Here is a 13,892-nt window from a genome sequence, read left to right as displayed (position 1 = left end):
CGAACAAGGGCTGCATTTTACAGCTTAATGAAGGTTTTACTAATGGATATAGACAGGCAGAGGCGCAATTTCGACAGATGCCCTGCACCTGTCGTTTTCAGACAAGGCGCTTGCGTGCAGCTCTGGACGAGCGCCCCAGGAACCAGCCGAGAATCGGGCCGATAAACATGCCGATCAGCAATGCCACGACAACAACCAACGACACCGGAAGTTGCGGCCCGGACCAACCTAGAAACAACAACGACACCGCCTGCTGGTTTTCAAGGACAAAGGCCAGAACAACCAAGACAAGCAACAAAACGAAAACGCCAAGAAGTATGCGCTTGAGATTACGCATGAGCATCTCCCTGATATTCAGCAGCGAGGATCAAACGCCCTCCTCCTCTTCCTCGTTCACACGATCGCGCAGTTCTTTGCCCGGCTTGAAGTGTGGAACGAACTTACCGTCAAGGCTGACGGACTGACCGGTCTTTGGATTGCGCCCTACACGCGGCGCGCGATAATGCAGTGAGAAGCTGCCAAACCCACGGATCTCGATACGATCACCGGTGGCCAGACACTGGGACATTTGTTCAAGCATGGTCTTGATGGCCAGCTCCACATCCTTGGATGAGAGCAGCCCTTGATGGGTGACAATTCGTTCGATCAACTCCGACTTCGTCATATTTTTCCCTTCTTTTTCAAGCAGCTAGATCAGCGCTTGAAAGGTTTTAGCACGCCCGGAAGATTTTGAACAGCCCAGGGATTGACATATCTTCCTTAGCGTCAAAACGCCCATTTTCAGAGCATCAGATCACCAAACCGGTTCACCGCACTCAGCGACAGATCACCAGCATGGTACGCGTCACGTAGCCAGCTGGATTGAAGCCAAAGGGAAACTCATCTTCATCCTTAGCGTCATCAGATCGCGTCACCACCTTATAGCCAGCGCCCTTGCACTCTTTCGCTGCACGCTTCTGGCACTTTTCCCAGCCCGAGCCCAAACCGGAACAATCGACTTCAATACCACCGACCCCGCGCACCGCATGGGTCTTGGCACTTGTAGTACAGCCAGCGCACAACAAGATCGCTATGAGGACAATAAACTTGTTCATCCACTTCCTTATGCCAGGCAACTGCCCGACTACTGCGCACCCAAGTCCAAGCTTAGTCGCGAATAGACGATTGATCCGAATAAAGAAACAGACAGCCCAAGCGTGACATTGGTTTCACCGGAAACCTGACCCGCCGCCAAATCGCGGGCACAAAAAAGGGCGACCGAAGTCGCCCTTTTTCATGATCAAGCAGAACTTAGTTCTGTTTGGCCATTGCTTGCTTCAGCAGTGCAGCCATGGTGGTGTCAACTGCTTCGCCTTCCGGAGCTGCTTTCAGGCTCTGGATAGCTTCTTTCTCTTCAGCGTCGTCTTTCGACTTGATGGAGAGTTGGATCACGCGGCTCTTACGATCAACGCTGATGATCTTGGCTTCTACTTCTTCGCCTTCTTTCAGAACGTTGCGCGCGTCTTCAACGCGGTCACGGCTGATTTCGGAGGCTTTCAGAGTCGCTTCGATATCGTCGGCCAGAACGATGATGGCGCCTTTGGCGTCAACTTCTTTCACAGTGCCTTTAACGATGGCGCCTTTGTCGTTAACCGAGACGTACTCGGAGAACGGATCGCTTTCCAGCTGCTTGATACCCAGGGAGATACGCTCGCGCTCTGGGTCAACCGACAGGATAACGGTGTCCAGCTCGTCGCCCTTCTTGAAACGACGAACGGCTTCTTCGCCCACTTCGTTCCAGGAGATGTCGGACAGGTGAACCAGGCCGTCGATGCCGCCGTCCAGACCAATGAAGATACCGAAATCGGTGATCGACTTGATGGTGCCGGAGATTTTATCGCCCTTGTTGAACTGGCCAGAGAAATCTTCCCATGGGTTAGATTTGCACTGCTTGATGCCCAGGGAGATACGACGACGCTCTTCGTCGATGTCCAGAACCATAACTTCCACTTCGTCGCCGACTTGTACGACTTTCGAAGGGTGGATGTTCTTGTTGGTCCAGTCCATTTCCGATACGTGTACCAGACCTTCAACGCCTTCTTCCAGCTCAGCGAAGCAGCCGTAGTCGGTCAGGTTGGTTACACGAGCGGTAACGCGAGTGCTTTCTGGGTAACGGGCTTTGATAGCAACCCATGGATCTTCGCCCAGTTGCTTCAGGCCCAGGGAAACACGGTTGCGTTCGCGATCGTATTTCAGAACCTTGACGTCGATTTCGTCACCAACGTTGACGATCTCGGAAGGATGCTTGATGCGCTTCCAGGCCATGTCGGTGATGTGCAGCAGGCCGTCCACGCCACCCAGATCGACGAATGCGCCGTAATCGGTGAGGTTTTTGACGATACCTTTGACTTGCTGGCCTTCCTGCAAGGATTCCAGCAGAGCTTCACGCTCGGCGGAGTTCTCGGCTTCCAGGACGCTGCGACGGGAAACGACAACGTTGTTGCGCTTCTGGTCCAGCTTGATGACCTTGAATTCCAGCTCTTTGCCTTCCAGGTGCGTGGTGTCGCGCACTGGACGGACGTCAACCAGGGAACCTGGCAGGAACGCACGGATGCCGTTAACGTCGACAGTGAAGCCGCCTTTAACCTTACCGTTGATAACGCCCTTGACCACTTCCTCAGCTGCGAAGGCTGCTTCCAGAACGATCCAGCACTCAGCGCGCTTGGCTTTTTCACGGGACAGCTTGGTTTCACCGAAACCGTCTTCAACCGAGTCCAGAGCAACGTGAACTTCGTCACCGACATTGATAGTCAGATCGCCAGCGTCGTTGTAGAACTGCTCAAGCGGGATGAGTGCTTCAGACTTCAGGCCAGCGTGAACGGTTACCCAGCGAGCTTGGTAATCGATATCAACGATAACACCGGTGATGATGGAGCCTGCCTGAAGGTTCAGGGTTTTTAGGCTTTCTTCAAAGAGTTCCGCAAAGCTTTCGCTCATTTTAATTCCTGTAAATGAGGGCGAAGAATACGCCCATCTCCACACCCCAGACGGTGTGGGTTAGTTTCAAATAAAAGAAGCGCCACAGGACTATGACTGGTCCCCTGCAACCTTCTTGGTCACCCGGCGATATCGCGAATGGCGATCTCGCTCATGATGCGTTCAAGCACCTGATCAATGGACAACTCCGTGGAATCCAGCTGTATGGCGTCAGCCGCCGGCTTAAGCGGGGCTACCGCTCGCTGGGTGTCACGCTCATCGCGTGCACGGATCTCATCTAGCAGACTCGACAGACTAACACCCTCGACTTTGCCCTTCAACTGCAAATATCGACGGCGCGCCCTCTCCTCGGCACTCGCGGTCAGGAAAATCTTCAGCGGCGCATTCGGAAAAACCACCGTACCCATGTCGCGACCGTCGGCCACCAGGCCCGGCGCCTCCTGGAAAGCGCGCTGACGCTGCAGCAGCGCCTCGCGTACAGCCGGCAATGCAGCCACTTGCGAAGCACCGGAACCGATGCTCTCGGTGCGAATGACATCGCTGACTTCGTCACCTTCCAGGATGATCCGCTGCAACTGACCGTCGGTCGCCGCGATGAACTGCACATCCAGATGAGCGGCCAGTTTTTTCAGCAGCTCTTCATTGGTCAGGTCAACACCATGGTTGTGCGCAGCAAACGCCAGCAAGCGGTACAGCGCACCGGAATCCAGCAGATTCCAGCCCAGACGCTTGGCCAGAATCCCGGCGACCGTGCCTTTGCCCGAGCCGCTTGGCCCATCGATGGTGATGACCGGTGCAATGTTTTTCACGACTGAGCCTCTTGTGCCACACGAATACCGACCTGCGCGCACAACGCGAGGAAGTTCGGGAACGACGTCGCGACGTTGGCGCAATCATGGATGCGTATCGGCGCAGTGGCGCGCAGCGAGGCCACGCTGAAAGCCATCGCAATGCGGTGATCGCCGTGACCATGCACTTCGCCGCCGCCGATCTGGCCGCCGTCGATGATGATGCCGTCCGGGGTCGGTTCACACTTGACGCCCAGCGCCAGCAAACCGTCCGCCATGACCTGGATACGATCCGATTCCTTGACGCGCAGTTCTTCAGCGCCGGTCAACACAGTGCGCCCTTCGGCACAGGCAGCGGCGACGAACAATACCGGGAACTCGTCGATGGCCAGCGGAACCAGCTCCTCGGGAATCTCGATGCCCTTGAGTTTAGCTGCTCGCACGCGCAGGTCAGCCACAGGCTCGCCGCCGACTTCGCGCTGGTTTTCCAGAGTGATGTCCGCGCCCATCAGGCGCAGGATGTCGATGACGCCGGTACGGGTCGGGTTGATGCCGACGTGCTCGAGCACCAGTTCCGAACCTTCGGCGATCGAGGCCGCGACGAGAAAGAACGCCGACGACGAGATGTCACCCGGCACTTCAATATGAGTTGCAGTGAGCTTGCCGCCAGACTCGACCGAAGCCGTAGCGCCTTCAACACTTACCGGATAACCGAAGCCGCGCAGCATGCGCTCGGTGTGATCGCGAGTCGGGGCCGGCTCGGTCACGGTGGTCTTGCCTTCGGCGTACAGACCGGCGAGCAGCAGGCAGGATTTCACCTGAGCACTGGCCATCGGCATGGTGTAAGTCAGGCCTTTGAGCTTGTGCCCGCCACGAATGGTCATCGGCGGACGACCTTCAGCAGCGGTTTCGATCACGGCACCCATTTCTCGCAGCGGATTGGCCACACGATTCATTGGACGCTTGGACAGCGACGCATCGCCAGTCAAAGTGCTGTCGAAGTTTTGCGCGGCCAGCAGGCCGGACAGCAGACGCATCGAAGTACCGGAGTTGCCCAGGTAGATCGGGCCCGGCGCCGGTTTCAGACCATGCAGGCCGACACCATGAATGGTCACGCGGCCGTGGTGCGGGCCTTCGATGACCACGCCCATGTCGCGGAACGCCTGCAAGGTCGCCAGGGCGTCTTCGCCCTCGAGGAAGCCTTCGACTTCGGTGACGCCTTCGGCCAGCGAACCGAGCATGATCGAACGGTGGGAAATCGATTTGTCACCCGGTACGCGAATCCGACCGGACAGGCGGCCACCAGGTTGAGCCAGGAAGATCAGATCGTTGGAATTCATAGCGTCCACATAGGCCCTGCGGGCCAGGATTTTACTGAAATGCTCGCGGGCAACCCGGGCGCGAGTGAAAACGCCCAACAATTGGTGCCCATCCCCTGCATCGACCGCGTCGCGCAAGGCGTCGAGGTCGCTGCGAAATGTATCGAGTGTGCGCAGGACAGCCTCGCGGTTGGCGAGGAAGATGTCGTGCCACATCACCGGGTCGCTTCCGGCAATTCTTGTGAAATCGCGGAAACCACCGGCAGCGTAACGGAAGATCTCAAGGTTTTCATTGCGCTTGGCCAACGAATCGACCAGACCGAAGGCCAGCAAATGCGGCAGATGGCTGGTCGCGGCCAACACTTCATCGTGACGCTCGACTTGCATGTGCTCGACGTCGGCGCCCAATTCGCGCCACAGACGATCAACCACCGCCAGTGCAGCCGGATCGGTTTGCTCGAGCGGCGTGAGAATCACTTTGTGACGACGGAACAGTTCGGCATTGGAGGCTTCCACCCCGCTCTGCTCGGAACCGGCAATCGGATGGCCCGGCACGAAACGCGGCGGCATCGCGCCAAACGCCTCGGTTGCCGCGCGCACCACATTGCCTTTGGCGCTGCCGACGTCGGTCAGAATCGCCGAGCCCAGATCCATGCTCGCCAGACGCGCGAGCACTTTTTCCATGGCCAGAATCGGCACCGCCAGCTGAATTACGTCAGCACCCTGGCAAGCCGCTGCCAAGTCATCTTCACAACGATCAACCACACCCAACTCGACCGCCAGCTTGCGCGATTGCGGATCGAGATCGACTCCGACCACTTCGCGGCACACACCGCTTTCCCGCAAGCCTTTGGCAAACGAACCACCGATCAACCCCAGACCGACCACCACAAGGCGACTGATCATAGGTGCAGCAGATTGCATTGCAGTGACATCACCCACGAGCCAGAACCTTGCGCAGCGCTTCAAGGAAACGGCTGTTTTCCGCTGGCAGACCGATGGTCACCCGCAGGTGGTTCGGCATGCCGTAATTGGCCACTGGACGCACGATCACGCCTTCGCGCAGCAAGCCCTGGAACACAGGGGCTGCAACCTGGCCGAGATCGACGCAGATGAAGTTGCCTTTCGACTCGATCCAGCCCAGACCCAGCTCACGGAACCCGGCCTGCAACTGCTGCATGCCCGACTCGTTGAGCTGACGGCTTTGCGCCAGATACTCCTCGTCTTTCAGCGCTGCGCAGGCTGCTGCCAACGCGAGGCTGTTGACGTTGAACGGCTGGCGAACGCGGTTCAGCACGTCAGCAACAACCGGAGTCGACAGACCGTAACCAACGCGCAATGCCGCCAAGCCGTAGGCCTTGGAGAAGGTGCGCGAAACCAGCAGATTCGGGTACGCGGCGAGGAAATCCAGACCATCAGGCAGATCGCTGCCTTCGGCGTACTCGATGTACGCCTCATCCAGCACCACCAACACGTGCTCCGGAACATCCTGGAGGAACTCGTCCAGCGCTTCTGTGCCGAACCAGGTGCCGGTCGGGTTGTTCGGGTTGGCGATGAACACCACGCGGGTGTTGGCATCGATGGCCGCGAGCATTGCAGGCAAGTCATGCCCCCAATTCTTGGCCGGCACCACTTTGGCTTGCGCGCCGACCGCCTGAGTGGCAATTGGGTACACAGCGAAAGCGTGCTCACTGAACACCGCATTCAGGCCCGGCGCCAGATAGGCGCGCGCGACCAGTTCGAGAATGTCATTGGAACCATTGCCCAGCGTGACCTGGTTCAGCTCGACGCGGCACTGCTCGGCCAGCAAGGATTTCAATGCGAAACCATTGCCATCCGGATAACGGGTCAGCTCGGCCAGCTCTTCACGGATCGCCGCCAAGGCTTTCGGACTGGCGCCCAGCGGGTTTTCGTTGCTCGCCAGTTTGACGATTTTCGCCGGATCCAGATCCAGCTCGCGCGCCAGTTCGTCCACAGGCTTGCCCGGAACGTACGGCGAAAGTTGTTGCACGCCCGGCTGTGCCAGAGCGAGGAAGTTGCCACTCATTTGCTACCGCCCCTTAGAGAACTGCTTTCGGGTAGGAACCCAGCACTTTGAGTGCTACTGCTTCCTGACTGATCTTTTCCAGCACACCTTTGATCAACGGATCACGGTGGTGGCCGACGAAGTCGATGAAGAATACGTAAGTCCATTTGCCGCTGCGCGACGGACGGGTTTCGATGCGGGTCAGGTCGATCCCGTTGTCGTGGAACGGCACCAGCAGCTCGTGCAGCGCGCCGGGTTTGTTGCTCATCGACACGATGATCGAGGTCTTGTCGTCGCCGGTCGGCGGCACTTCCTGATTACCGATCATCAGGAAGCGCGTCGAGTTGTCCGGACGGTCTTCGATCTTCTCGGCCAGACGGGTCAGGCCATACAGCCCTGCCGCCATATCACCGGCAATCGCCGCCGAATTCCACTCGCCTTTAACCCGCTTGGCCGCTTCGGCGTTGCTGGAAACCGCGACGCGTTCAACATTCGGGTAATGCGCGTCCAGCCACTTGCGGCACTGGGCCAGCGACTGCGCATGGGAATAGATGCGGCTGATGCTGTCGGTCTTGGTGTTTTCACCCACCAACAGATGATGGTGAATGCGCAACTCGACTTCGCCACAGATGACCATGTCGTGTTCGAGGAAGCTGTCCAGCGTGTGATTGACCGCGCCTTCGGTGGAGTTTTCCACCGGCACCACGCCAAAATTCACCGCACCGGCCGCCACTTCACGGAACACTTCGTCGATAGCTGCCATCGGCTTGCTGATGACGGCGTGGCCGAAGTGCTTCATCGCCGCTGCCTGGGTGAAAGTGCCTTCCGGGCCGAGGTAAGCCACTTTCAGCGGCTGCTCCAGCGCCAGGCACGACGACATGATTTCGCGGAACAACCGCGCCATCTCTTCGTTGCCCAGCGGCCCCTGATTGCGCTCCATCACCCGCTTGAGCACCTGAGCTTCGCGCTCAGGACGATAGAACACCGGCACTTCGCCTTCGGCCAGCGAGGCCATCTTTACTCGCGCGACTTCCTGGGCGCAACGCGCACGCTCACTGATCAGCTCCATGACTTTGGTGTCCAGAGCGTCAATGCGAACGCGCAGTGCCTTGAGTTCTTGCTCGGACATCAGCCGTGTTCCTTCTCGAATTCAGCCATGTACGCCACCAGCGCGTTGACCGCGGTGATGTCGACAGCGTTATAGATGGAGGCGCGCATGCCGCCCACGGAGCGGTGGCCTTTCAGATTGAGCAGGCCGCGTTCTTCGGCACCGACGAGGAATGACTTGTCCAGGCGATCATCGGCCAGACGGAACGGCACGTTCATCCACGAGCGGTCCGACTTGTTGATCGGGTTGCTGTAGAGACCGCTGGCGTCGATGAAGTCATACAGCGTGCGCTGCTTGACGTCGTTGAGTTTGGCGATCGCATCAACGCCGCCCTGCTCCTTCAGCCACTGGAACACCAGACCGGACAGGTACCAGGCCAGGGTCGGCGGGGTGTTGTACATCGAGCCGTTATCCGCTGCGACTTTGTAGTCGAGCATGGTCGGGCACAGCGCACGCGCCTTGCCGAGCAAGTCTTCGCGGATGATGTTGACGACGATGCCGCTCGGGCCGATGTTCTTCTGCGCGCCAGCGTAGATCATGCCGAAGCGCGAGATATCGACCGGGCGCGACAGAATGTCGGAAGACATGTCAGCCACCAGCGGCACGTCACCGACTTCCGGGATCCACTGGAATTCCAGACCACCGATGGTTTCGTTCGGCGCGTAGTGAACGTAAGCGGCGTCTTTTGACAGCTTCCACTCGTTCTGGCCCGGGATGGCGAAATAGTCGTAAGGCTTGGCGGTGGCGGCAACGTTGACGTGGCCGTAACGCGAGGCTTCTTCGATGGCTTTCTGCGACCAGATACCGGTGTCGATATAGTCGGCAGAACCGCCTTCAGGCAACAGGTTCAGTGGAATCTGCGCGAATTGCTGGCTGGCGCCACCTTGCAGAAACAGCACTTTGTAGTTCGACGGGATATTCAGCAGGTCACGCAGATCCTGCTCGGCCTGGGTGGCAATGGACACGAACTCATCGCTGCGATGGCTCATTTCCATGACCGACAGACCCTTGCCGTGCCAATCAAGGAGTTCACCCTGGGCGCGCTGCAGGACAGCTTCAGGAAGCGCCGCAGGACCGGCGCAGAAGTTATAGGCTCGCTTGCTCACATCCAATCTCGCTCTGATTTGGTGGTCACTTAAATCTTTTAGTCTGCGGATGATCGTTCCCACGCTCTGCGTGGGAATGCATCCAATGACGCTCTGCGTCATGGGACGCGGAGCGTCCCGAGCGGCATTCCCACGCAAAGCGTGGGAACGATCCCGTGCAGTGTTGCAAATTTTCAAACAGGACAAATAACAAGGGGGCGAATTTTCATCCGCCCCCTTGGTTGCCCGCTTATTCTTGCGGTTCTTCGTCTGCTGCGGCGTCGAGTTGCTGGTCTTCAACAGCATCGTCGATCACGACGGTGCCTTCGAATTCCTCGCCCTCTTCCCCTTCAAGCTCTTCACCTTCGATTTCCGAAGGCTCCTGAACCCGCTCCAGACCGACCAGGGTTTCATCCTTGGCCAGTTTGATCAACGTCACACCTTGCGTGTTACGACCCAGGCTCGACACTTCGTCGACACGGGTACGCACCAATGTGCCCTGATCGGAGATCAGCATGATCTCTTCACCGTCCTGCACCTGAACCGCGCCGACCAGACGGCCGTTACGTTCGTTGCTGACCATGGCGATAACGCCCTGACCGCCACGCTTGTACTCAGGGAACTCGGTGATCGCCGTACGCTTGCCATAGCCGCGCTCGGAAGCGGTGAGGATTTCGCTGCCTTCTTCCGGAATCAGCATGGAGATCAGCTTCTGCCCTTCTGGCAGACGCATGCCACGCACACCGCGGGCGGTACGGCCCATGGCGCGAACTTCGGATTCCTTGAAGCGCGTTACCTTGCCGCCGTCGGAGAACAGCATGATTTCCTGCTCGCCGTCGGTGACAGCAGCGGAGATCAGGATGTCGCCTTCGTCCAGCTCCAGCGCGATCAGGCCAACGCTGCGCTGACGGCTGAAGGCCACCAGCGGAGTTTTCTTCACGGTGCCGTTGGCGGTCGACATGAAGATGAACGGTGCTTTCTTGCGGTCAGCAGCCTTGATACGGGCACGACGCTCTTCGTCGGTCTCGTTGCTGTTTTCGATTTCTTCTACATCAACCTCAACGCCTTCAGCCTCTTCTTCTTCAGCCTGACGCTTCATGGCTTCGAGATCGACCGGCAACATGGTGGTGATGTATTCGCCTTCGCTCAATGGCAGAAGGTTGACCAGCGGACGACCACGGGCAGCGCGGGACGCTTCCGGAATCTCGTAGGTCTTGAGCCAGTACACCTTGCCCTTGCTGGAGAACAGCAACAGCGTGGTGTGGCTGTTGGCAACCAGCAGGTGAGCGATGTAGTCCTCATCCTTGACGCCGGTGGCCGATTTGCCTTTACCGCCACGACGCTGAGCCTGGTACGCAGCCAATGGCTGGGTCTTGGCGTAGCCACCGTGGGAAATCGTCACAACGCGCTCTTCTTCCGGGATCATGTCACCCAAGGTCAGATCGAGACGGGCATCGAGAATTTCGGTGCGGCGCACGTCGCCGTATTCGGCACGAATCACTTCCAGCTCTTCGCGGATCACTTCCATCAGGCGCACAGCGCTGTTGAGGATGCGGATCAGCTCGCCGATCTGGTTGAGAATCTCTTGATACTCGGCCAGCAGTTTTTCGTGTTCCAGACCGGTCAGACGGTGCAGACGCAGTTCCAGAATGGCTTGCGCCTGTTCTGGCGACAGGAAGTACTTGCCTTCGCGCAGACCGTATTGCGGATCCAGAGTCTCCGGACGGCAGGAATCAGCACCGGCACGCTCAACCATCGCAACCACGGCGGAGGATTCCCACGCGGTGCTGATCAGCGCTTCCTTGGCTTCCGACGGCGTCGGCGAAGCCTTGATCAGCGCGATGACCGGGTCGATGTTCGACAGGGCAACGGCCTGACCTTCGAGGATGTGACCACGCTCGCGCGCCTTGCGCAGTTCGAAAACGGTACGGCGGGTGACCACTTCGCGACGGTGACGGACGAAGGCTTCCAGCAGATCCTTGAGGTTCAGGATGCGTGGGCGGCCGTCGATCAGCGCAACGATGTTGATGCCGAATACCGATTGCAGCTGGGTCTGGGCGTAGAGGTTGTTGAGGATCACCTCAGGCACTTCGCCGCGACGCAGTTCGATCACGACGCGCATACCGTCCTTGTCGGATTCGTCGCGCAGTTCGGTGATGCCTTCCAGCTTCTTCTCTTTAACCAGTTCGGCGATCTTCTCGATCAGACGCGCCTTGTTCAACTGGTAAGGAAGTTCGGTGATAACGATCTGCTGACGGCCACCGACCTTGTCGATGTCTTCAATGATCGAGCGGGCGCGCATGTAAATACGGCCGCGACCAGTGCGGTAGGCTTCGATGATGCCGGCGCGACCGTTAATGATCGCCGCGGTCGGGAAGTCCGGGCCGGGGATGTATTGCATCAGTTCATCGACGGTCAGCTCAGGGTTGTCGATGAGCGCCAGGCAACCGTCGATGACTTCACCGAGGTTGTGCGGCGGGATGTTGGTCGCCATGCCCACGGCGATACCGCTGGAGCCGTTGACCAGCAGGTTGGGAATACGGGTCGGCATGACCGCCGGGATCATTTCGGTGCCGTCGTAGTTCGGCACCCAGTCCACGGTTTCTTTGTGCAGGTCGGCCAGCAGCTCGTGCGCCAGCTTGGTCATGCGCACTTCGGTGTATCGCATCGCCGCAGCGTTGTCGCCGTCGACCGAACCGAAGTTACCCTGACCGTCTACCAGCAGATAGCGCAGGGAGAAAGGCTGGGCCATACGAACGATGGTGTCGTACACGGCAGTGTCACCGTGCGGGTGATACTTACCGATCACGTCGCCGACAACACGGGCAGATTTCTTGTACGGCTTGTTGTAGTCGTTGCCCAGCTCGCTCATCGCGAACAGTACGCGACGGTGCACGGGCTTGAGGCCATCGCGCGCATCCGGCAGTGCACGGCCGACGATTACGCTCATCGCGTAGTCGAGGTAGGACTGCTTCAGCTCGTCTTCGATATTGACCGGGAGGATTTCTTTGGCCAGTTCGCCCATGAGAAGCCTGATTCCTTTTTCTGGTGAAACTTCGTCATATCCATGTGGGAGCAACGAAGCTCGTCGGGGCCGGCCGAGTGCCATGCGCCGACTTACGACAAATCAACATTGGATCGCGGATTTGCGCAGTAAAGACAGCTTCGTGAAGCTGCCTCGGAAAACGCCGGATGTTATCACAAAGGCCGCCACGCACCTATCCCCCAGATGCGCATGGAGCATAGTTAGTTGACCGGTGACAGGCTTAACGGGGACGAGAGAGGCTCAGAGCTTCTTTGAGCGCAGATTTGTGGTGTGGATTAGCGATGTTTATTGACATTTAAGGGTAGACACACATGTATGAGCTGCCGAAGGCTGCGACCTTTTGATTTTGTTTTTAGAAGATAAAGTCAAAAGATCGCAGCCTTCGGCAGCTCCTACATTGAGTGTCACCGCATTAGTGCAGGCGTTTGCGGCACATCAACTGGGCCATTTTCGCGGTATCCGGGCGCTCGACGATGCCTTTCTCGGTGACGATCGCATCGATCAGATCCGCCGGCGTCACGTCAAACACCGGATTGAACGCTTCAACGTCGGCACCGACGCGCTTGCCGCCGACTTCCAGCAGCTCGGCGCCATCGCGTTCTTCGATCGGGATGTCGTCGCCGCTGGCCAGGTTCATGTCGATGGTCGAACTCGGCGCCACCACCATGAAACGCACACCGTGGTGCATGGCGTTGACCGCCAGTTGATAGGTGCCGATCTTGTTCGCCACGTCACCGTTGGCGGTAATGCGGTCGGCGCCAACAATCACCCAGGTCACACCCTTGGTTTTCATGATGTGCGCAGCGGCGGAGTCGGCATTCAGGGTCACCGGAATGCCTTCGTTGGCCAGTTCCCACGCAGTCAAACGCGAGCCTTGCAGCCATGGACGGGTTTCGTCGGCGTAAACGCGCTCGACCATGCCTTCAATAAAGGCTGCGCGAATCACACCCAGTGCCGTGCCGAAACCGCCCGTGGCCAGCGCGCCAGTGTTGCAGTGGGTCAGGATCGCCTGAGCATTGCCCTGATGCTTGCGGATCAGGTCGACGCCGAGCTGCGCCATGGTCAGGTTGGCTTCGCGGTCGCTTTCATGAATGGCGATCGCCTCAGCTTCGAGCGCCGCCAGCGGATCGGCGTTTGCTTTCAGGCGATCCAGTCGATCATGCATACGACCCAGCGCCCAGAACAGATTGACTGCGGTCGGACGGGAATCGGCCAGCAAGGCGAAATCCTCTTCCAGCGCCGCGTACCAGTCGCCACCTTCAGCAATCCGCGCACGGGCCGCGAGCACGATGCCATAGGCCGCACTGATGCCGATGGCCGGTGCGCCACGCACCACCATCGAGCGAATCGCCTCAGCGACGCCGGCGGCGCTGGTGTAGGCAATCCAGGTTTCTTCGAACGGCAAAATACGCTGATCCAGCAGGTGCAGCGCGCCGTCTCGCCACTCGATGGCCTTCACTTTCTCCGCAGCCAACAGTCGATCGCGCATCCCACACCCCGCACTCATGAACAAAAGCCGCCGATTATAGCGATCCCCCCGCGAA

11 protein-coding genes are annotated in these 13,892 nt (G+C 58.6%); all 11 read right to left on the bottom strand.

Translation table 11 applies throughout. The features are described from left to right. Window positions 1–97: 97 nt before the first annotated feature. Window positions 98–337, bottom strand: a complete 240-nt coding sequence (locus ACZZ0B_RS05375) for a lipopolysaccharide assembly protein LapA domain-containing protein (protein ID WP_008079788.1) — start codon at window positions 335–337, stop codon at window positions 98–100. A 30-nt stretch (window positions 338–367) separates the two neighbouring features. Next, a complete protein-coding gene (gene ihfB / locus ACZZ0B_RS05370) occupies window positions 368–664 on the bottom strand; it encodes an integration host factor subunit beta (RefSeq protein ID WP_003189779.1) in 297 nt (98 codons plus the stop codon). Between the two features lie 151 nt (window positions 665–815). Further along, window positions 816–1,094 carry a hypothetical protein gene (locus ACZZ0B_RS05365; protein WP_463544534.1) on the bottom strand — a complete coding sequence of 93 codons (279 nt, stop codon included), beginning with the start codon at window positions 1,092–1,094 and terminating at the stop codon, window positions 816–818. 196 nt (window positions 1,095–1,290) lie between these two features. Beyond that, on the bottom strand, window positions 1,291–2,976 hold the full coding sequence (gene rpsA, locus ACZZ0B_RS05360; protein WP_008079785.1) for a 30S ribosomal protein S1: 1,686 nt from the start codon (window positions 2,974–2,976) through the stop codon (window positions 1,291–1,293). Between the two features lie 119 nt (window positions 2,977–3,095). Further along, window positions 3,096–3,785, bottom strand: a complete 690-nt coding sequence (gene cmk / locus ACZZ0B_RS05355) for a (d)CMP kinase (RefSeq protein WP_158835747.1) — start codon at window positions 3,783–3,785, stop codon at window positions 3,096–3,098. After that, a complete protein-coding gene (locus ACZZ0B_RS05350; RefSeq protein ID WP_463544533.1) occupies window positions 3,782–5,989 on the bottom strand; it encodes a bifunctional prephenate dehydrogenase/3-phosphoshikimate 1-carboxyvinyltransferase in 2,208 nt (735 codons plus the stop codon). The genes cmk and ACZZ0B_RS05350 overlap by 4 nt, the downstream gene beginning before the upstream one ends. A gap of 28 nt (window positions 5,990–6,017) precedes the next feature. Beyond that, a complete protein-coding gene (gene hisC / locus ACZZ0B_RS05345; RefSeq protein ID WP_463544532.1) occupies window positions 6,018–7,130 on the bottom strand; it encodes a histidinol-phosphate transaminase in 1,113 nt (370 codons plus the stop codon). Window positions 7,131–7,143: 13 nt separating this feature from the next. Then, window positions 7,144–8,238 (bottom strand): prephenate dehydratase, encoded by a 1,095-nt coding sequence (pheA, locus tag ACZZ0B_RS05340; RefSeq protein ID WP_007908404.1) that lies wholly within the window; start codon window positions 8,236–8,238, stop codon window positions 7,144–7,146. Further along, window positions 8,238–9,323, bottom strand: coding sequence for a 3-phosphoserine/phosphohydroxythreonine transaminase (gene serC / locus ACZZ0B_RS05335; RefSeq protein WP_463544531.1), 1,086 nt, complete (start codon window positions 9,321–9,323; stop codon window positions 8,238–8,240). The genes pheA and serC overlap by 1 nt, the downstream gene beginning before the upstream one ends. 229 nt (window positions 9,324–9,552) lie before the next feature. Next, window positions 9,553–12,327, bottom strand: coding sequence for a DNA gyrase subunit A (gene gyrA, locus ACZZ0B_RS05330; RefSeq protein WP_008079779.1), 2,775 nt, complete (start codon window positions 12,325–12,327; stop codon window positions 9,553–9,555). 433 nt (window positions 12,328–12,760) lie between these two features. Continuing rightward, window positions 12,761–13,837: an S-methyl-5-thioribose-1-phosphate isomerase gene (mtnA, locus tag ACZZ0B_RS05325; RefSeq protein WP_463544530.1), complete on the bottom strand. Its 1,077-nt coding sequence runs from the start codon at window positions 13,835–13,837 to the stop codon at window positions 12,761–12,763. Window positions 13,838–13,892: the final 55 nt, after the last annotated feature.

This window comes from Pseudomonas sp. AC247 (assembly GCF_979258015.1).
The sequence above is the reverse complement of the archived record's forward strand: the minus strand, read 5'-3'. Positions and strand labels throughout refer to the sequence as shown.

Excerpts from the sequence above, each read along its gene's own strand:
- ACZZ0B_RS05375 (WP_008079788.1), bottom strand. The coding sequence starts at position 337 with ATGCGTAATCTCAAGCGCATACTTCTTGGCGTTTTCGTTTTGTTGCTT.
- ihfB (WP_003189779.1), bottom strand. The coding sequence starts at position 664 with ATGACGAAGTCGGAGTTGATCGAACGAATTGTCACCCATCAAGGGCTG.
- pheA (WP_007908404.1), bottom strand. The coding sequence starts at position 8,238 with ATGTCCGAGCAAGAACTCAAGGCACTGCGCGTTCGCATTGACGCTCTG.
- ACZZ0B_RS05350 (WP_463544533.1), bottom strand. The coding sequence starts at position 5,989 with ATGATCAGTCGCCTTGTGGTGGTCGGTCTGGGGTTGATCGGTGGTTCG.
- ACZZ0B_RS05365 (WP_463544534.1), bottom strand. The coding sequence starts at position 1,094 with ATGAACAAGTTTATTGTCCTCATAGCGATCTTGTTGTGCGCTGGCTGT.
- rpsA (WP_008079785.1), bottom strand. The coding sequence starts at position 2,976 with ATGAGCGAAAGCTTTGCGGAACTCTTTGAAGAAAGCCTAAAAACCCTG.
- mtnA (WP_463544530.1), bottom strand. The coding sequence starts at position 13,837 with ATGCGCGATCGACTGTTGGCTGCGGAGAAAGTGAAGGCCATCGAGTGG.
- hisC (WP_463544532.1), bottom strand. The coding sequence starts at position 7,130 with ATGAGTGGCAACTTCCTCGCTCTGGCACAGCCGGGCGTGCAACAACTT.
- gyrA (WP_008079779.1), bottom strand. The coding sequence starts at position 12,327 with ATGGGCGAACTGGCCAAAGAAATCCTCCCGGTCAATATCGAAGACGAG.